The sequence below is a fragment of the Paraburkholderia sp. genome (assembly GCF_049581445.1).
Classification (GTDB): domain Bacteria; phylum Pseudomonadota; class Gammaproteobacteria; order Burkholderiales; family Burkholderiaceae; genus Paraburkholderia.
The window spans coordinates 1-18,830 of the sequence record NZ_JBAURZ010000088.1; the positions used below are offsets into that span (position 1 = coordinate 1).

14 protein-coding genes are annotated in these 18,830 nt (G+C 61.2%); 9 read left to right on the plus strand and 5 right to left on the minus strand.

Annotated features, from left to right (window positions below):
- On the minus strand, positions 1–732 hold a 732-nt coding region (locus WCA85_RS07645), incomplete at its 3' end, for a crotonase/enoyl-CoA hydratase family protein (protein ID WP_424062568.1).
- A gap of 166 nt (positions 733–898) precedes the next feature.
- Between WCA85_RS07645 and WCA85_RS07650 the strand changes: the two genes are divergently transcribed.
- Complete coding sequence (locus WCA85_RS07650) at positions 899–1,423, plus strand: plasmid fertility inhibition factor family protein (RefSeq protein ID WP_424062569.1); 525 nt, start codon at positions 899–901, stop codon at positions 1,421–1,423.
- Between the two features lie 45 nt (positions 1,424–1,468).
- On the opposite strand, the gene WCA85_RS07655 is transcribed toward WCA85_RS07650, so the two are convergent.
- On the minus strand, positions 1,469–2,467 hold the full coding sequence (locus WCA85_RS07655) for a 2-hydroxyacid dehydrogenase (protein WP_424062571.1): 999 nt from the start codon (positions 2,465–2,467) through the stop codon (positions 1,469–1,471).
- Between the two features lie 30 nt (positions 2,468–2,497).
- The gene (locus tag WCA85_RS07660) at positions 2,498–3,556 is read right to left on the minus strand and encodes a LysR family transcriptional regulator (protein WP_424062573.1); all 1,059 of its coding nucleotides are present in this window, start codon (positions 3,554–3,556) and stop codon (positions 2,498–2,500) included.
- Between the two features lie 549 nt (positions 3,557–4,105).
- Here WCA85_RS07660 and aspT (WCA85_RS07665) point away from each other — a divergent pair.
- The 3 genes from aspT (WCA85_RS07665) (at position 4,106) to WCA85_RS07675 (ending at position 9,377) form a co-directional block, all read left to right on the plus strand.
- Positions 4,106–5,788, plus strand: a complete 1,683-nt coding sequence (gene aspT / locus WCA85_RS07665; protein ID WP_424062575.1) for an aspartate-alanine antiporter — start codon at positions 4,106–4,108, stop codon at positions 5,786–5,788.
- A 155-nt stretch (positions 5,789–5,943) separates the two neighbouring features.
- Positions 5,944–7,626: an aspartate-alanine antiporter gene (aspT, locus tag WCA85_RS07670; protein ID WP_424062577.1), complete on the plus strand. Its 1,683-nt coding sequence runs from the start codon at positions 5,944–5,946 to the stop codon at positions 7,624–7,626.
- A 101-nt stretch (positions 7,627–7,727) separates the two neighbouring features.
- The gene (locus tag WCA85_RS07675; protein WP_424062579.1) at positions 7,728–9,377 is read left to right on the plus strand and encodes a bifunctional aspartate transaminase/aspartate 4-decarboxylase; all 1,650 of its coding nucleotides are present in this window, start codon (positions 7,728–7,730) and stop codon (positions 9,375–9,377) included.
- Positions 9,378–9,515: 138 nt separating this feature from the next.
- On the opposite strand, the gene WCA85_RS07680 is transcribed toward WCA85_RS07675, so the two are convergent.
- Complete coding sequence (locus WCA85_RS07680; protein WP_424062581.1) at positions 9,516–10,214, minus strand: hypothetical protein; 699 nt, start codon at positions 10,212–10,214, stop codon at positions 9,516–9,518.
- A gap of 609 nt (positions 10,215–10,823) precedes the next feature.
- On the opposite strand from WCA85_RS07680, the gene WCA85_RS07685 reads away from it, so the two are divergent.
- The 3 genes from WCA85_RS07685 to WCA85_RS07695 all read left to right on the plus strand — a co-directional run bounded on the left by WCA85_RS07685 (position 10,824) and on the right by WCA85_RS07695 (position 13,212).
- Complete coding sequence (locus tag WCA85_RS07685; RefSeq protein ID WP_424062583.1) at positions 10,824–10,994, plus strand: hypothetical protein; 171 nt, start codon at positions 10,824–10,826, stop codon at positions 10,992–10,994.
- Positions 10,995–11,248: 254 nt separating this feature from the next.
- Complete coding sequence (locus WCA85_RS07690) at positions 11,249–12,475, plus strand: pyridoxal-phosphate-dependent aminotransferase family protein (RefSeq protein ID WP_424062585.1); 1,227 nt, start codon at positions 11,249–11,251, stop codon at positions 12,473–12,475.
- 497 nt (positions 12,476–12,972) lie between these two features.
- Positions 12,973–13,212 (plus strand): DUF6900 domain-containing protein, encoded by a 240-nt coding sequence (locus WCA85_RS07695; protein ID WP_424062587.1) that lies wholly within the window; start codon positions 12,973–12,975, stop codon positions 13,210–13,212.
- A gap of 91 nt (positions 13,213–13,303) precedes the next feature.
- On the opposite strand, the gene WCA85_RS07700 is transcribed toward WCA85_RS07695, so the two are convergent.
- The gene (locus WCA85_RS07700) at positions 13,304–14,515 is read right to left on the minus strand and encodes an MFS transporter (protein ID WP_424062588.1); all 1,212 of its coding nucleotides are present in this window, start codon (positions 14,513–14,515) and stop codon (positions 13,304–13,306) included.
- A 392-nt stretch (positions 14,516–14,907) separates the two neighbouring features.
- On the opposite strand from WCA85_RS07700, the gene xdhA reads away from it, so the two are divergent.
- The gene (gene xdhA, locus WCA85_RS07705; RefSeq protein ID WP_424062590.1) at positions 14,908–16,425 is read left to right on the plus strand and encodes a xanthine dehydrogenase small subunit; all 1,518 of its coding nucleotides are present in this window, start codon (positions 14,908–14,910) and stop codon (positions 16,423–16,425) included.
- Positions 16,426–16,456: 31 nt separating this feature from the next.
- Positions 16,457–18,829 (plus strand): xanthine dehydrogenase molybdopterin binding subunit, encoded by a 2,373-nt coding sequence (xdhB, locus tag WCA85_RS07710; protein WP_424062591.1) that lies wholly within the window; start codon positions 16,457–16,459, stop codon positions 18,827–18,829.
- The last annotated feature ends 1 nt before the right edge of the window (position 18,830 follow it).

The following is an 18,830-nucleotide window of genomic DNA, read 5'->3' on the forward strand; positions in this document are numbered from 1 at the left end:
GGCGAAGATCGCCTGATGTCCGCCCGCGCCCTCCCGGCGCAACGCTTCCGGGAGATCGTCGAGCGCGCTGTTTTCGAGCGCTGAGCGGCGGTCAGCCAGCAGCGCCGCTTGCGGCAAGCTGGCCAGCTCCGCGGCCAGTTGTTCGGCTGCAGCGCGCGCCGCGCCTTTCGCCACGACACGGTTTGCGAGGCCGATGGCATGCGCTTCATGCGCGTCGAGCGCACGGCCGGTCAGGATCAGATCAAGCGCGCGAGAGAGTCCGATCAGGCGTGGCAGCCGGATCGTGCCGCCGTCGATGAGGGGGATGCCGACCCGTCGACAGAACACGCCCAGCACCGCGTCTTCCTCGACCACCCGCAAATCGCACATAGCGGCCAGTTCCAGACCGCCCGCGACGGCGTATCCTGAAATCGCGGCAATCACCGGTTTGTTGAGCCACATGCGGGTTGGGCCCATCGGTCCGGGGCCGCTGCCGTCGGCGTGCAGTTCGTTGCGGCGGGTTTCGTCGGCGAGCGCGCTCAGGTCAGCGCCCGCGCAAAAGGTGCCGCCCGCGCCGAACAGCACGGCGGTGTGCCACGCGGACTCGTTTTCGAAACGCCGGAAGGCGGCGCTGAGCGCGTCGGCAGTTGGCCGGTCTACTGCGTTGCGCCGGGCTGGCCGTTCCAGCACGATGGTGGCAACCGCGCCGCTTGCTTCGATTCGGACGTGGTTGCCGAATTGTTCGGTGATCATCGTCTTTTCCATGACTGTCCTGATGCGATGTGAGGACGCGTTATGCAGTCCGGTTAATACCCGTAGTTGTCACATATTTTTCACATATGAACCGTAGCGTTAGCGCTCTTTTTAACGTGTCGGCGACTCGTGTGCCGCCTCATCCAGCCTGTCCCTGCGATTGTCCATGTCATTGCTTACGCCGAGTGCCGAGCTGTTTAGCACAGAACCCGTCTGGATCGTGCCCCTGTCCGATCATCCGTGGTACGACCATGTGCGCCTCAAGCGCGTGTTCGTCGCCGACGGGACGCGTCACGAGGTCGTGCTGGTCGACGCGCACAAGCTGATTAGCTGCGCGGCGCGAGATGACACCGACTATGTGCTGAGACCCGTCAACGAATGGCACTCAGGCAAGGTACGCGGCATACGGGAATTTCTCGATCCGGCCAACCCACGCATTCCGCAGATGCCGTATGTGACGGTGTCGACACGGCGCGGTCCGGGCTTGCTGGGGTGGCTGGGCATTGAGCGCGAGGGGGTGGTGGCGTTTCGCAACGGCCAGCATCGCGCACGCTATCTCGCGGAGGCCGGGGCGCGCTGGTTTCCGGTCGAAGTGCATGAGCGTGAAGTGACGTTGCTGCGCCAGGTGTGCGGAGCCGCTGATGATGCCCGCACCGCGATTCGCACCAAAACGGACGACGCAACGCCGTGAGCGCCACGCACAGCTGATCCGACACGCGCCAGCCGCGCGCACGCGCTAGCCTTGCGCGGAGACGACGTTGCGCGGCGTGCCGCTTGACCATGCCGCGACGTTGCCGAGCGTGGTCTGGGCGATTTCGTTCATTGCCTCGCGGGTAAAGAAGGCCTGGTGGGCGGTGACGATCACGTTCGGGAACATCAGCAGACGTGCAAGAACATCGTCTTGCAACGGGTGGTTTGAGTGATCCTCAAAGAACAGACCGCCTTCTTCCTCGTACACATCGAGCCCCAGATTGCCGAGCTGGCCGCTCTTTAACGCGCCGATCAGCGCATTGCTTTCCACAAGGCCGCCACGGCCGGTATTGATCAGCATTGCGCCACGCTTCATCTTGGCGAGCGCGCTCTCGTCGATCAGGTGATAGGTGTCGGGCACCAGCGGACAATGCAGACTCACGACGTCCGATTCCGCCAGCAGGGTGTCGAGCGGCACGTAGCGCGCGCCGAGGGCGAGCAGGTCCTCGGCCGGCGTGCCGGGGTCATACGCCAGCACTCGCATGCCAAAGCCGGCCATGATTCGCCCAAACACGCGTCCGATCGTGCCAGTGCCGACTACGCCGGCGGTCTTGCCGTGCAGATCGAAACCGAGCAGTCCGTGCAACGAAAAGTCGCCTTCACGCGTGCGTGCGGCGGCGCGCGCGAGGCGCCGGTTGAGCGCGAGGATCAGGCCCACGGCGTGTTCAGCCACCGCATACGGCGAGTAGGCGGGAACGCGCATCACCGGAATGCCCAGACGCTGCGCGGCGTGCAGATCGACGTGATTAAAGCCCGCCGAGCGCAGCGCAATCAACCGGGTACCGCCTTGATGCAGGCGTTCTAGTGCGGCGGCGTCGACGTGGTCGTTGACGAACGGACACACCGCATCGAAGCCGTCCGCAAGAACGGCGGTTTCGGCATCCAGGTGCGATTCCTGGAAATGTAGTTCGTAGTGGTGGGCCGCGTTGGCTTCGGTAAAGGTGTCGATGTCGTACTGACGGCTGCTGAACAGGATCATGCGCATGGAGAACTCCCGGGACCGCGTGCGAATAGCTTACGCGTCGCGTGGCGCATGCAGACTGTTCCTGTTTTCGCCGCCAAGCGCTTGCGGTATCGCCGCTGCCGCTGGCGCGGCGGTTGTCGCGACGGTCTGCGCGCTTGCGCTTATCTGCGTGGCGAGCTCGCCCAGCGACTGCTCGGTGTGCTTTTGCACCAGGCCGAAGCGGAAATGTTCGAGCGCATGGTCGACGAACGCCCGCGTCTTCGCCGGCAGGAACTGGCGGTTAGGGTAGATGAGCGAGACGTTGAGGTCGGGATCGTCCACCCGGTGATCCTGCATGATGCGCCGCAAGGTTCCCGCTGCCAGATCGTCGGCAACCAGCTGACGCGGCAGAATTGCGACGCCCATGCCCGCGAGCGCACCGAGTCGTACCATCGAAACACTGTTGACGGTATAGACCGGCTTCAGCTTGATCTCGCCGGTGGATTCGTCCGGACCGGTGAAGCGTGAGCCGGGATTGTGCTCTTCGCCTGGCAGTGCGATCAAAGCGTGCTGCATGAGTTGGTCCGGCGTACGCGGCTCGCCGTGCTCGGCGAGATACGCGGCGCTTGCACAGACCACCAGCGAGTCCTCGCCAAGCGAGCGCTCCACCAGTTCGGGCCCTGACGCAGTGAAGCGGTTGACGATGCCCACGTCGTAGCCCTCTTCGAGCAGATTCACATATTGTTCGGTCAGCGTCAGGCGCACATTGACCTTCGGATACAGGCGCCGGAAGCTATCCAGCAAGGGCGTGAGCGACTGCAGCACAACCGCGCCGCAGGCGACTAGCCGCAACGTTCCGCCGGGTTCCGTTTGCGTATGAGCGAGGCCATTTTCCAGACGGTCCAGTTCTTCAAGCAGTCCGCGGCATCCTTCGAGATAACGCGTGCCGGCTTCGGTCAAGGCCAGATTGCGTGTGGTGCGATTGATTAAACGGGTCTTCAGGTGGGCTTCGAGCGTTGCGATGGACCGCGTGACGAGCGCGTTGGATACGGCGAGTTGCTGGGCGGCGCGACGAAAGCTCTCAGTTTCGGCCACTCGTACGAAAACGCGCATTGCGTGGATCTGGTTCATTTAAATATGCCCTCGTAACCGTGAAGCCGCGCGGCGTTTAGCTCTGGGCGGCATGCCACCAGATCAGCAATCCTCTGGACTGAAGGAGATGCCAACTCCTTGCGAAAATAATATTGACTAATACTTCAAATTACAATATCTATTGATGGCGTATCGTGAATACAGAATGCCGAGAAAATATCGCAGGTTGTCTAATGCAGTAATGCGCTTTGAGTGCAATCTACGCAATTTCACAAGAATTAAGTCGGCGACATTGGCCAGATGACCGCGGGGGCTCCGCCTTGCGGGTTGTTCGACAACTTACGAGGAAACGGATGCAAATCTTCAGTCCTTGGCAGAATGCTGCTACGCGCCAATTCAACGCATCGGGGTCCTAATTTGGTGTTCCGTCATCGGCATGCCATAAATTCATCATGGTGTGCCTTTGATCGAAGGCCGGCAAACACCGCCTCAGCGTTCACGGCTAATGCTGCGAATAGATTTTGAAAAAAATCAAGGCGATTTTTGTCAATACTTTTACTCAATTCAATGTAAGGCGGCCGCCTGAATATGATCGCTGAATTGCTGAGATCGCAACCAGAGATCGCGTTGTTTGCGAGTCTCGCACTTGGCTATTTCATTGGCTCATTCCGGCTGGGTCCAATCCAGCTTGGCGGCGTGTGCGGCACTTTGATCGTCGCGCTGCTGCTAGGACAGACAGGGGCGCGGCTCTCGCCCGACCTGAAGAACATCGCGTTCGCGCTCTTTATCTTTGCGCTCGGCTTCACGGGCGGCCCGCAGTTCTTCGCCAATATCGGGCGTGGCTGGCGCTATGGTTTGCTGTCGATTGTGGAAATCGTCGCGGTGCTGGTACTGGTGATGATCGTGGTGGTGGTGATGCGGCTCGACGTTGGCACGGCTGCCGGATTGCTGGCGGGCGCCGCAACTGAGTCGGCGGTGATCGGCACGGCGTCGGAGGCGATCGGCAAGCTGGGTTTGGGGGACGCGGAGACGGTGCGTTTGCAGGCCAATATCGTCACCGCCTACAGCGTCAGCTATCTGTTCGGCCTGATCACCATCGTGCTATTGACGAGCCAGTTCGCGCCACTCTTGCTGCGTGTCAATCTGCGTGATGAGGCGGAGCGCGTGTGGCGCACGCTCGGCGGCGGCGGTGCGCTCGAAGAAGGCCAGCGGATGGGTGCGCCCGCGCTGGTGAGCCGGGTGTTTCGGGTAGACGCAGCGATGGGTCTGTCGATTGCGGCGCTCGAGCAGCGCTACGGCGGCAATCTGACCGTCGAACAGGTCGAGCGCGATGGCGCCGATCTGCAAATCGAGCCGCAACTGATACTTGCAGCCGGCGATATCGCGCTGGTCGCCGGGCGGCGCGAGGCGATTGTCGAGGCCGCGCCCGCCATCGGCACGGAGGTCACCGACAACCACTTCGGCTCGCTGGTCGGCGAGCGCGTAGACGTTGTCCTCACGCGCGGCGACGTACATGGCATGACGGTGGCGCAATTGCGCGAGCAGGCGGACCCGCAGCAAGGGCGCGGTGTCTATATCGCCGCGGTGACACGTCTCGAAAGCACCATTCCCGCGCTTCCCGGCACCGAGCTCAATCGCGGCGACGTCTTGACGCTCGTAGGAGCAAAAGCCGACGTGGCGCGCGGCGCGAGCCGCCTCGGCTACGTGCTGCCCCCGACGCAGAAAACCGATTTCGTCTATCTCGGCCTTGGCGTGCTGCTCGGTATGGCAATCGGGCGTCTGGGCGGCCGCGTCGGTGGCGTCTCGATTGCGTTGGGCACGGGCGGCGGCTGCCTGCTGTCTGGGCTGTTGTTCGGGTGGATTCGCTCGCGCCATCCGCTGATCGGCTCGTTGCCATCGGCGGCGGCGCAGATTCTCAAGGATTTCGGACTCGCCACCTTCATCGCGGCGGTTGGGCTGTCGGCGGGGCCGGACGCTATCAAGCTCGTACGAGAATACGGCGTGGCGCTACCCTTCGTAGGTGTTCTGATGGTGCTGGTGCCGGGACTGCTGTCACTGTGGATCGGGCGTATGTTTCTCAAGCTGGATGCCCCGATGCTGCTCGGTGCCATTGCCGGCCAACAGTGCAGTACGCCGGCGATCAGCGCGCTCGTTGGCGTTGCCGGCAATTCGACACCGGTGATCGGCTACACGATCACTTACGCGGTGTCCAACATCCTTCTGCCGCTGATGGGGCCAGTGGTCGTGGGGCTGGCCGGGAAACTCGGTTAGGCGCAGCGCAACTTGCGCAAAGAGTGGCGCGCCGGTGCGCGCAACGTAGGGTGGGTGCAGGACAAGTGCAGGCAGGTCTGCGGACGGAAGTGCCACGACGTTCGCCGGCCACGATACCGGGCAGTACGGTCACCTTTCTTCACAGCGAGGGCACGATGGACTGGCTACACAGCATCTTTCACAAGTCTCCCGAGATTGCGCTGTTTCTCTCCCTGGCGGTTGGCTATTACATCGGCCAGATCAACTTTGGCAAGTTCCAGTTGGGCGGCGTGGGCGGGTCGCTGCTCGCTGCGGTCGTGATCAGCCAGTTCGGTGTGACGATTGACAATGGCGTGAAGTCCGTGATGTTCGCGGTTTTCATTTACGCGGTCGGCTACGACTCCGGCCCAGGCTTCTTCAATTCGTTGAATCGCAAAACGCTGCGTGAAATCGCCATGGCGATCTTTCTCGCGGCATCGGCGCTTGTCACCGTGGTGATCTGCGCGAAGCTGTTTCACCTCAACAAGGGGCTTGCGGCCGGGCTGGCCGGTGGCGCGTTGACGCAGTCGGCGATCATCGGCACGGCAGGTGACGCTATTGCGCGCCTCGGTCTGCCCGTCGATCAGATGAAGTCGATGCAGTCGGATGTGGCTATCGCGTATGCAGTGACCTATGTGTTCGGCTCGCTCGGCGCGATTATTGTCTGCGTGAACATCTTGCCGAAGTTCATGGGGCAGGGCTTGCGAGAGGCGGCGGTCGAAGCGGAACGTGAGCTGACAGCCGGTACGGCGTCACCCGCGCCGGGGCAGTTTTTTGCGCTGCCCGAGTTGGTGGGGCGCGCCTACAAGATTGATGTCAGTGCCGGGAAAACGGTAAAGGCCGTCGAAAACTTGCATCAGGACTCGTTGACGATTGAGCGGATCAAGCGTGACGGCCAGATGGTGGATCCCAAGCCCGATCTGGTGTTGCAGCCTAATGACATCGTCCTCGTGGTGGGTCGTCGCGAAGCGGTGGTGGCGTTTGGTGCCAACGGAAGCGAGGTCGCCAACGTCGAAGACGTTGGCATGGTCATGCAAACGCGCCAAGGCGTTTTTGCGCGCAAGGGCATGAACCACACGACGATCGCCTCCGCGCGGGAACTCGTGGATCGCGATATGCGCCATGGTGTCTACCTTCAAGGTGCGACGCGCGCCGGCCAGCCGCTGCCGATCCTGCCGGAAACCAAGCTGGAACACGGCGATGTACTCACCTTCTACGGCTCGCCGAAAGACACCAAGCGGGCGGTCGACGCCGCGGGCTACGAGTTGCCGTATTCGATCAAGACCGACTTCATCTACATGGGTGTGGGCATCGTGCTCGGCCTGCTGATTGGGCTGATCGTGCTCAACGTCGGTGGCATTCCGCTCACACTCGGCTCGGGCGGCGGCTGTCTGCTTGCGGGTTTGGTGTTCGGCTGGATGCGCGGCAAGCATCCCATGTATGGGGTGATGCCGTCGGCGGCCTCACGGCTGTTGCAAGACTTTGGTCTCGCTGCCTTTGTTGCCGTGGTGGGGCTCAATTCCGGCTTGCAGGCGGTGGTGACGGTCAAGCAACTTGGCTTGACGATATTCCTGCTCGGCGTATTCGTCACGTTGTTCCCGTTGTTGCTGACCATGCTGTTTGGCCGCTATGTGCTGGGTTACAAGAATGCCGCCCTTCTTGCCGGCGCGTTGTCGGGCTCGCGCAGTGCGAACCCGGCCTTCGGCGGCGTGCTCGACAAAGCGGAAAGTGCGGTGCCCACGGTACCGTTCGCCATTACCTATGCCATCGCGAATGTGGCGCTGACGCTGCTAGGTCCGCTTGTTGTGGGACTGGTTTAAAGCGGGTCGAACGCCCGCAATCCTGATTCTCTTACGCCGGCGCTGCCGCACAAGCGCGCTCTGCGCCGGCGTACTTCACCCTTCTAATGGAGAGACGCATCATGGCAAAAGGCAAAAGCGCATCGGAACAGGCCAAGCTCGCGGCACTTAGCCCTTTCGAACTGAAGGACGAACTCATCAAGGCGGCAGGCGGTAGCGCGGTCGAGCGCCCGGCGAATGCTGCAATGCTCAATGCTGGGCGTGGTAATCCGAACTTTCTGGCCACTATTCCGCGGCACGGTTTCTGGCAACTGGGCCTGTTCGCGATGCGCGAGTCGGAACGCTCGTTTGCGTTCATGCCGGAAGGCGTGGGCGGCTTCCCGCGCCGCGAGGGGCTCACCGAGCGCTTTGATCTGTTTCTGCGGGAAAGCAAAGGGGTGCCAGGTATCGACTTCCTGCGCGGCGCGGTGTCGTACGTGCGCGATCAACTAGGACTGTCTGCGGGCGACTTCCTGTATGAAATGTGCGAAGGCATTCTGGCTTCGAACTACCCCGTACCGGACCGCATGCTGAAACTATCGGAAATCATCGTCGGGCAGTACCTGCGCCGCGAGATGATCGGCAAGCATCCGTTTGTCGGCGAGTTCGATATTTTCGCGGTGGAAGGTGGCACCGCGGCCATGACGTATATCTTCAACACGATGCGCGAGAATCACCTGATCAAGGCTGGCGACACGATCGCGCTTGGCATGCCGATCTTCACGCCCTACATCGAGATTCCGCGTTTGAACGACTTCCAGCTCAACGTCGTGAATCTTGAGGCTGGTGTGGAAAACAACTGGCAGTACTCGAAGAAGGAACTCGACAAGCTGCGCGATCCGAAGGTGAAGGCGTTTTTCCTCGTCAATCCGAGCAATCCGCCTTCGGTGAAAATCAACGACGAGAGCCTTGAATATATCGCTGAGATCGTCAAGGAGCGTCCCGATCTGATCCTGCTGACAGACGATGTGTACGGCACCTTCGCCGATGACTTCGTCTCGCTGTTCGCGCTCGCACCGAAGAACACGATTCTCGTGTACTCCTATTCAAAATACTTCGGTGCGACTGGCTGGCGCCTCGGCACGATTGCGACGCATCGTGACAATGTGCTCGACAAACTGCTGGGCGAGTTGCCGAAGGACGTGAAGAAAGAGCTGCATACCCGCTATGAGTCAATCACCACGGAGCCGGACAAGCTGAAATTCATCGACCGCCTCGTGGCCGACAGCCGTACCGTGGCGCTGAATCACACCGCGGGCCTGTCGACGCCGCAGCAGGTGCAGATGGTGCTGTTTTCTCTGTTCGCGCTGATGGATACACCTGATGCGTACAAGAGCGCATTGAAGCGGCTGATTCGCAAGCGCAAGCAGGCGTTGTACGAAGAGGTGGGCATTTCGTTCGATGACGACGATCCTAATCAGGTGGACTACTACACGATTCTCGACATCGAGTTTCTGGGTGAACGGATGTTCGGACGCAAGTTTGTGGAGTGGCTGTACAAGAACACCGAGCCGTCGGAACTGCTGTTCCGTCTCGCACGCGAAGCGCGCGTCGTGTTACTGCCGGGGCGTGGCTTCGGCACGGCGCATCCGTCAGGGCGCGTGTCCTTGGCGAACCTCAACGAGTCGGACTACCGGCAGATCGGTCGCGCAGTGCGCAAGCTCATCGAAGAATATGTCGATCGTTTCAATGCCGCGACGGGCGGCAAGCTCGACAAGACGGCGGTCAAGTGAGGGCTTGATCGCAGCAACGCTTGATGGCGGGCGGCGGCCAGTTCTTCCCCCTCAGGCGTTTGCGGTGCCCGCAGGAACGTGAGTCGTTCCCGGTCTTGCGGGCACACGATATTTTGTACACCGCGTGCGCGACCGTGTTCACCCGCGGTACAGTGGGAGCGGGATACTGCCGATCCGCTCGACTTCGCCGAGCCCGTTGATCACACAGGTCTGGCCGACCAGCATGTCGCGCGTCAACCCCACCTCCTGCAATTGCTGCTCGGTGAGCCAACCGCTGGCCCAGCCGATCGACGCCCAGTACTGTGCCGAGAGACGGTCTATGCCGAGTCCGCCTACGGCCGAGATCAAGCCGAACCGTTTCTTCGCCCGATAGTCGGCGGGATGGGCGGCTTTATCGTCGTTGACTTTCCATTCTTCGATAAAGCGGTTGTAGTGGCCGACCTGCAGCGCGATGAAGCCGTAGGAGCCGGCCTCTTCGAACACGGATTCGAGGAAGGCTTTACGCGCGCCATCCGAGCCCATGGCTTTACACACAGTGCCGAGGGTGTCGGCGTTCAAATGACGCGCCGACTTGTTCAGGTAGTCGGAGAGGCCAATCGCGATCCAGTGCGCGGACTTGCCAGTGTCGGCTTCGGGTGAAACCAGTTCCATCCGGATTCCGCGCGCGTCCCAGGCGAAAAATTCGCGCATCAGTTTTTCCACGTCGTCAGCGAATAACCACTCGTCCGGCGCCAGAATCGGGCCGTGTTCGTCGCACGGGTCGCCGACACAGGTGATCGCAAACTGGGGTCGTCCGACGCGATTGACATACGCTTCGAACTGGGCGCCGTTGGTCAAAACACATCGGCATATTTTTATCGTACGCGAGCCGACATTAGGCATGGCGTCAACCTCCGTTGATCTTTTTCCCTTGCTAGCGGACTTATAGTTTTTTGAATCAACGAGATAAATTAGTAATGCTTACATCGTGCCTGGTTGTTAGTGAAATCGCCTATGTTGGAGATCGGCAAGTCACCTTGACACGTATTGAATCATAGCCAAGAATGACCGAAATGGGGTCGTGCTGGAAAAATTTTCCAATGCTCGCGCGCAATGGAAGCACCTATTGTTGCGGGGATGTTAACGAAGGATGAACGCTGACGGCGTGCTGACTTTGTGCTGACAATCGGATATCGGCAAATACATCCAATGGTGCCGCGCGTCGCATGGCAGTATGAAGGGACGGGCAATTTCGTGTGCGCGTACGAGGGCGCCTGACTGGTATGTATATTTCGGTGGATAATTATGGAAACCTAAATAATCACAGGCTGGTTTCCACCTGGGCCATGGCAATCAAGGCCGATGGCAGTGTTGCGGCAATTCCGAAGGCGTAGGGGGACCGGAGCGCTCTTGAGTTGAGGGCGTGAGCTGGCAGATTCCCACGGCTGAGACAGGAGATATACAGTCATGAACACCGAACAAACTGCAAGCGAAGCGCTGACGCTCTTGCGCGTACTGCGAGCGTGGGCCCATACGGCGGATGAAGATACGGACGATGGCCGCGCTCACCCCTCTACCCATGCAACGTTCCGTTACGTAATGGCCATTACGATGAGGAACCGCTATGGCACGCAATAGAAAAGCTGCTGGGGGATAACGGTTACGCCTGACGGCATGCGTGCATGCATGGCGTCGAGGCAAGGTGGATATCGCATCGCGTTGGCAACCGTGGCCCTGCGCCACGGTTCAGTTGCGGCGCGATCACGGCACCGTCAAAAAACTTGCACAATCGCGCGGATCGGTGAATGATCGGTGCAAGCGGCCTCGCCAGCGTTACTGTGGCGAGGCCGCTTGCACCTTGCGCTTGCACCTCGACTTCCTCCGTACCGATCATGCCAACCACTACCACACCTGTGCCTCGTCCCGACGTCGAATCGCTCGACGCTATCCTTCCTGAAGAGCCGTTGCTGATGATGGGCGCCGGCCCCGTGCCAATTCCGGCCGCCGTAGCCAAGGCCAATACAGTGGTGATCAATCACCTTGGCGGCACGATGGTGAAGGTGATCGGGCAAGTGAAGACGATGGCGCGCTACGTGTTTCAGACCCGTTCGAAATGGGTGCTCGGGGTGGCGGGTCCGGGTTCGGCGGCCATGGAGATGGCGATCTCCAATCTTGCGTGGACGGGCACGCGCGTGCTCAGCATCAAGAATGGCTTTTTCAGCGAACGGATGGCCGAGATGGGCCGCCGCGTGGGTGCGCAAGTGTCCATGCTCGACGTCGCGGATCGCACGGTGGCGAGTCTCGATCAGGTGGCCGAGGCGATCCGCCGCGAGCGGCCCGAGATTGTGACCATCGTGCAGGGCGAGACTTCCAATACGGTGTGGAATCATCATCTGAAGGACATTGCGGCGCTGGCGAAGGCGGCGGGCGCGCTGGTTATCGTCGACGCGGTGTGTACGTTGAGCACGATGCCGCTCGAAATGGACGCCTGGGGCATCGACGCGGTGATTACGGGCGGGCAAAAGGGGCTGTCGTCGATCCCCGGCGTGTCGCTGATTGCCTTCTCGGATGCCGCCTGGGAGCGGGTAAAGACGCGCACGGCGCCGAACGCCCACTGGTGTCTCGATGCGTCGCTGGCGGAGAATTTCTGGCACAACGCGGGCTATCACTACACGGCGCCGGTGTCGGGCGTGCTGGCGTTGCACGAGGCGTTGCGACTGGTGTGCGCGGAGACACTGGAAAAGCGCTTCGCTCGGCACCTGAAATGCTCGATGGCGCTGCAAGAGGGAATCTCCGCTTTGGGTTTGCAACTTTATACGCCAGCGGAGTGCCGGCTGAACTCGGTGATCGGGATCGAGGTCCCGGACGGCTTGAGCCCGGCCGATATCTGCGGCCATATTTCGCGCCATCACCAGGTGGAGATATCCGGCTCATTCGGCCTGCCGATTGTACGGATCGGACAAATGGGCGAGCAGTGCCGCGAACATAATCTTTTCCGCACCCTGCATGCGCTTGGCCGCACGGTGCTTGATCTGGGCGTGGCGGTCGATTTGCCGGCCGGTGTGGCCGCCTTGGAAAAATCGCTTTCCGGTGGTGCGCGCGGCGCGGCGACGCGCTAGCCAGAAAACGGCTGTACGTTTGAGGCGCGGTGCGTCGCGCCTCAAACGTGCCTGATTCTCCGGCCGTCTGTTTCACTGTCCAACTCTCCGTCTGGTCCTGTGCCCACTCGGGCAACTCACTTGCCGCCTGCGCTTTCGGCGCATCTCATTCGCTACGGCCTTTGGTTCCCGCGGCAGCCTCTCCAACGAAGCCGTTGCCCCTCGATACGCTCCGCTGAAGCAATCGGGGCAATTCGCGTCTCGTCATGTCACCGTTCGAGTCATTTCAGCGCCTCGGAACGCTCTCTTCAAAAAGTTGCTGGATTTTGCGCGTCGGATTGACGCAGATGCCCACATTAATTTTGGAATAGAGCCTCGAACTGCGACGGCACGTCACGCATCGAGGCTGTCATTTCTTACTATTATTACAACTAGACAATGATCTAGATCAAAGGCTAATTGGGCAACAGGGATTTCTTAACGAAGTCATCACGCCCCACCTTCATTAGGGGTACGAAATGAGCAACGCCATCCACGACGAACGTCTCGCTTTACTACGAACCATTGCCGCCGAGATTCTCGGCATCGACAGACTTGAACCGATCGGCAAGCCGACTGCGGATTTCCGCATCGTCGACGTCGAACAACTCACGCGCGCGCTAGAAGCTGCTTACGACGTAGGGCTGCTGGTGGGGCATCGGGTGGCGCGCGGCGCCGATGGAGCCTCGCAGTCGCAACACGACGTCTTCTTTCCGTGAACTCTCTAACCTGCGTCCGTAACGTGACGTAGGGCGGGGGCGCGCCAAGCCGGACGCGCACGGCATGTTGTGCCCTTCGGGCTGCTGTCGTTTACGTTGCGGCCGGTGCGTTGGGCACGCGGGCGTTGCGCAGATACAGCATGGTGGACAGGACGACGGCGGCTGCGGCGGCCACAGCGGCGAACAGGAACACGGACCCGTAGCCAAACGCCCCGGCGATGTATCCGGCAAGCGGCCCGGTAATGCCGAGCGACAAATCAAGAAACACCGAATACGCCGACAACGCCGCGCCGCGGCTAGCCGGCGGCACCAAACCGACCGCTTCCACGCCGAGCGCGGGGAATACCAGCGCAAAGCCAAACCCCGTCAGCGCGGCGCCGGCCAGCGCGAAGTGGGGCTCCGGTGAGAGCCAAAGCATCAACAGGCCCGCGCATTCAAACGAAAACGACGCAATCGCCACCCGAAAGCCGCCATACGTCTTGATGGTGTTGGCAAACAGCAAGCGCGCGCCGATAAACAGCGTGCCGAAGACCGTCAGCGACAACGCGGCGTTGGGCCAATGACGCGCCGCATAGAACAGCGTAATGAAGGTGGCGATCGAGCCGAAGCCGGCAGAGCCGAGTGCGAGGCCGATGCCGTGCGGCAGTACCCGCATGAACACGCTGCGATACGACATGCGTTCGCCATGCACGACCGGTACCGGCGCGATATGCCGCGCGAGGTAGTAACCGGCGGCAGCCAGCGCGATCACGACAATCCCGAGCGCGGCAAAACCGACCGAATGGGCAATTGCCACGCCGAGCGGGGCGCCGATGGCCAGCGCACCGTAGGTGGCAATGCCGTTCCACGAGATCACGCGCGCATTGTGCGAAACGCCGACCCGACCGATGCCCCACAAAATCGCGCCGGTTCCGCACAGGCTTTCACCAAAACCGAGCACCAGACGGCCCAACACGAGCAGCGGCAGGCTAATGGCCGGCCAGCGCCCGCATAGCACTGCGACCAGTAACATCACGCCGCTCACCCCGCAGCCGATCAAGCCAATTGCCACCGTCCGCTTGGGCCCGAGCGTGTCGGCTGAGCGGCCGGCCAGCGCACGTGAAGCGAGCGTTGCCAGGTATTGCACGCTGATCGCTGCGCCGGCCACCACCGCGCTGAATCCGAGGTCGTTATGGACGTAACCTGGGAGCACCGCGAGCGGAATTCCGATGGTCAGATAGCAAATAAACGTGAAAAAAACGACCGGAATGATCTGCAGGGTCGTCGCAAATTCACTGCGCTGCGTGGCTGTGTCGGCGGACATGGGGAAAACGAGACTTGAAAACGGCGGGAAGGCGTGATTTTCCCATGGAACCGATTCCCTTGCAGGAGTTGCTTAATATTTTTTCCACCAAAGAAACGGTGCCGGATGGCATCCGGGTGCGGTTCCAGTGCGGATTTCGGCGGATTCGTGTTTTGTGAGTTTCTCTGTTCTGGCGCGAAATGGCATAGATAGCGTATTTACATCAAAAATGCAGTTATATGAACAGACTCACATAAGCCCAGTCCGCGCCCGGTGTCTCAATTTATCGTCGCAACGATATGTCCCGCATGCGATCCGGGCTATGGGTTGCAAATATTGACGGTGATAGCTTTCGTACCGTCAGTGCAGCACGGTCCCAACGGACTCAGACAGAACAACCGAGAGTAAGAGACATGAGCCAGCCGATTCGCTTCTATCACCGCAACGCGATCCGTGAAGTCACGGGCGCGCCCGTCACCCGCACCGTGCTTCAATACCTGCGCGAGGACGCGCACTGCACCGGCACCAAGGAAGGGTGCGCCGAAGGCGACTGCGGCGCGTGCACGGTAGTCGTCGGGGAGCGCGACGAAGCGGGTGGCGTCAACTTCAAGGCCGTCAACGCCTGCATCCAGTTCCTGCCCACCCTCGACGGCAAAGCGCTCTTTACGGTCGAGGACCTGCGCCAGCCGGATGGCTCGCTGCATCCCGTGCAGGAGGCGATGGTGGAGTGCCACGGCTCGCAGTGCGGTTTCTGCACGCCAGGCTTCGTGATGTCGATGTGGTCGCTGTACGAGAAGCACGGCCACGAGCACAACTGTGCGAACCGTACGGTGCCGTCGCGCGACGACATCAGCAACGCGCTGACCGGCAACCTGTGCCGCTGCACCGGCTACCGGCCGATCGTCGATGCGGCAGTGCGCATGTTCGAAGCGCCTGCCCCGAAAGCGCCGGTCGACGTCCCCGCGCTCTCCGCGAAGCTCGCCACCCTCGCGCGGGGTGACACCTTCCACTACGAACACGCCGGCCAACGATTCGACGCACCCCGTACGGTTGAAGCGCTCGCGCAAATCAAGGCCGACGAGCCGGCCACGCGGATTCTCGCGGGCAGCACCGATATCGGTCTGTGGGTTACCAAGCAGATGCGCGAGCTGGGCAACATCGTCTACCTCGGCCAGATCAGCGCCTTGCAGCGACTCGAAACCTCGAACGAATGGATCAAGATCGGCGCGGGTGTGAGCGTCGAAACCGGGTACGCGGAACTGGCGAAGCACTACCCGGAACTCACCGAGATGTGGAAACGCTTCGCGTCCCTGCCAATCCGCAATGCCGGTACGATCGGCGGCAACATTGCAAACGGCTCGCCGATCGGCGATTCGATGCCTGGCCTGATCGCGCTCGGTGCGCGGGTCACTGTGCGCGGCGGCGAGATCGAACGGGAAATGGCGCTCGAAGACCTGTACCTCGCTTATCAGAAGAAAGACATGGCCGAGCATGAGTTCGTCGTCGGCCTGAAGGTGCCGACCCGTATTGGCGTGCGTAAGAATCTGCAATTCCGCACCTACAAGCTGTCCAAGCGCTTCGATTCGGATATCTCAGCAGTCTGCGCGGCGTTCTCGTTCATTGCGGACGGCGACGTGATCCGCGAGCCGCGCATTGCGTTCGGCGGCATGGCGGCGACGTCGAAGCGCGCAAGCCACGCCGAAGCAGTGTTGCGCGACGCACAGTGGCACGAAGCGACGGCCCAGGCGGCAATGCTCGCCTTGGGCAACGACTACGCGCCGTTGAGCGACATGCGCGCCACCAGCAACTACCGTCTCGAAACGGCGAAGAACACGCTGTACCGCTTCTGGCTCGAGACGCGCCCGAACAATCCGCTGCCGAAGGCCGCGCTCGATGTGCGCGCGGTGCTTGCCGCCGGCGCGAACGCCTGACGAAGTCACACGGATACGGAGAAATACTCGAATGAATCAGCAAGCAGAACCGTTCCTGAAAGACGCTCAGGACCTCGACGATTTCACGCAGGTGCATGTTTCGCGGCCGCACGAGTCCGCGCATCTGCACGTCAGCGGCCGCGCTACCTATACCGACGACATTCCGGTGCTCGCTGGTACGCTGCACGCTGCGCTAGGTCTGTCGACGAAAGCGCACGCGAAGATCGTTTCGATGTCGCTCGACAAGGTGCGCGCGACACCTGGCGTCGTCGCGGTCTTTACCGCTGACGACATTCCCGGCGTCAACGACGTAGGCCCGATCATCCATGGCGACGATCCGATTCTCGCCAGTAGCGTTGTGCAGTATGTCGGCCAGCCGGTGTTCATCGTGGCCGCGGTCTCGCATGAAACGGCGCGGCTCGCAGCGCGTCGCGCTGAAATCGTCTACGAAGAGCTGCCCGCGATTCTCACCGCGCAGCAGGCTCGCGCGGCCAATCAGCACGTGCTGCCGCCCATGAAACTTGCGCGCGGCGACGCCGATGCAAAGATCGCACGCGCCGCGCATCACGACGCGGGCGAGATGCTGCTCGGCGGCCAGGAGCAGTTCTATCTGGAAGGCCAGATTTCGTATGCAGTGCCGAAGGACGACGACGGCATGCATGTCTATTGCTCGACCCAGCACCCGACCGAAATGCAGCATCTGGTCGCGCATGCGCTGGGCGTGGCGTCGCACAACATTCTGGTCGAATGCCGCCGCATGGGTGGTGGCTTTGGCGGCAAGGAATCGCAATCGGCACTGTTCGCCTGCTGTGCTTCGATTGCCGCATGGAAGCTGCTGTGCCCGGTCAAGCTGCGTCCTGACCGCGACGACGACATGATGGTCACCGGTAAGCGGCACGACTTCCACTACACGTATGAAGTCGGCTACGACGACCAGGGCGTGATTGATGGCGTGACGGTGGATATGACTTCGCGCTGCGGCTTTTCCGCGGACCTGTCCGGCCCGGTTATGACGCGCGCACTGTGCCACTTCGATAACGCGTACTGGCTCTCGGACGTAACGATCGATGGCTTCTGCGGCAAGACCAATACGCAATCCAATACGGCTTTCCGCGGCTTTGGTGGTCCGCAAGGCGCGTTCGCGATCGAGTACATCATGGACAACGTCGCTCGCTCGCTGGGCGAGGATTCGCTGGACGTGCGGCGGCGCAATCTCTATGGCAAGACGGAACGCAATCAGACGCCGTATGGTCAGGTGGTCGAAGACAACGTGATTCACGAACTGATTGACGAACTCGAAGCGACCAGCGAATACCGTGCGCGCCGCGAAGCGATCCGCGAATTCAATGCGAACAACGAAGTGCTGAAGAAGGGGATGGCACTCACGCCCGTGAAGTTCGGCATTGCGTTCAACGTGACGCATTTCAACCAGGCAGGCGCGCTGGTACACATCTATACCGACGGCTCGATTTTGGTGAATCACGGCGGCACGGAGATGGGGCAGGGACTCAACACCAAGGTCGCGCAGGTGGTTGCGCATGAACTCGGCGTGAGCTTCAACCGGGTGCGCGTAACGGCTACGGACACCAGCAAGGTGGCTAACACATCGGCGACCGCGGCTTCGACCGGTTCCGATCTCAACGGCAAAGCCGCGCAGGACGCAGCCCGTCAGTTGCGCGAGCGTCTGTCTGTTTTTGCCGCCGAACGCTACGGCGCGGGTACGGTCAGCGCCGCGAGCGTGCGCTTCGCCCATGACGGCGTGAAGGTCGGTGACGCGCTGGTGCCGTTCGAAGAGATCATCGCCAAGGCGTATCTGGCTCGGGTGCAACTTTGGTCGGATGGTTTCTACGCCACGCCGAAGCTCTACTGGGATCAATCGAAACTGCAGGGCCGTCCGTTCTACTACTACTCGTATGGCGCAGCGGTTGCCGAAGTCGTCATCGACACGTTGACTGGCGAAATGCGCGTGCTGCGTGCCGATGCGCTGCATGACGTGGGCGCTTCGCTGAATCCTGCCCTTGATGTCGGTCAGGTGGAGGGCGCCTTCATCCAGGGCATGGGCTGGCTCACGACCGAAGAACTGTGGTGGAACCCGGGCGGCAAGCTGATGACGCATGCACCGTCCACTTACAAGATTCCGACCGTGAACGACACGCCGCCGGATTTCCGCGTGCGGCTGTTCAAAAACAGCAACGCGGAGGACAGCATTCACCGTTCGAAAGCCACAGGAGAGCCGCCGCTGTTGTTGCCGTTCTCGGTGTTTTTCGCGATTCGTGACGCCGTGGCGAGCGTGGGTGACTACAAGGTCAACCCGCCGCTCAATGCGCCCGCGACCAGCGAGGAAATTCTCAAGGCGGTCGGTGCCGTGCGCGCCGCGACTGTCAATGCCGCGCCCCGGCACTAAC

Coding starts and splice junctions, on each gene's coding strand:
- WCA85_RS07685 (WP_424062583.1), top strand. CDS start 10,824: ATGAACACCGAACAAACTGCAAGCGAAGCGCTGACGCTCTTGCGCGTA.
- xdhA (WP_424062590.1), top strand. CDS start 14,908: ATGAGCCAGCCGATTCGCTTCTATCACCGCAACGCGATCCGTGAAGTC.
- WCA85_RS07675 (WP_424062579.1), top strand. CDS start 7,728: ATGGCAAAAGGCAAAAGCGCATCGGAACAGGCCAAGCTCGCGGCACTT.
- aspT (WP_424062575.1), top strand. CDS start 4,106: ATGATCGCTGAATTGCTGAGATCGCAACCAGAGATCGCGTTGTTTGCG.
- WCA85_RS07695 (WP_424062587.1), top strand. CDS start 12,973: ATGAGCAACGCCATCCACGACGAACGTCTCGCTTTACTACGAACCATT.
- WCA85_RS07650 (WP_424062569.1), top strand. CDS start 899: ATGTCATTGCTTACGCCGAGTGCCGAGCTGTTTAGCACAGAACCCGTC.
- aspT (WP_424062577.1), top strand. CDS start 5,944: ATGGACTGGCTACACAGCATCTTTCACAAGTCTCCCGAGATTGCGCTG.
- WCA85_RS07690 (WP_424062585.1), top strand. CDS start 11,249: ATGCCAACCACTACCACACCTGTGCCTCGTCCCGACGTCGAATCGCTC.
- xdhB (WP_424062591.1), top strand. CDS start 16,457: ATGAATCAGCAAGCAGAACCGTTCCTGAAAGACGCTCAGGACCTCGAC.
- WCA85_RS07655 (WP_424062571.1), bottom strand. CDS start 2,467: ATGCGCATGATCCTGTTCAGCAGCCGTCAGTACGACATCGACACCTTT.
- WCA85_RS07660 (WP_424062573.1), bottom strand. CDS start 3,556: ATGAACCAGATCCACGCAATGCGCGTTTTCGTACGAGTGGCCGAAACT.
- WCA85_RS07700 (WP_424062588.1), bottom strand. CDS start 14,515: ATGTCCGCCGACACAGCCACGCAGCGCAGTGAATTTGCGACGACCCTG.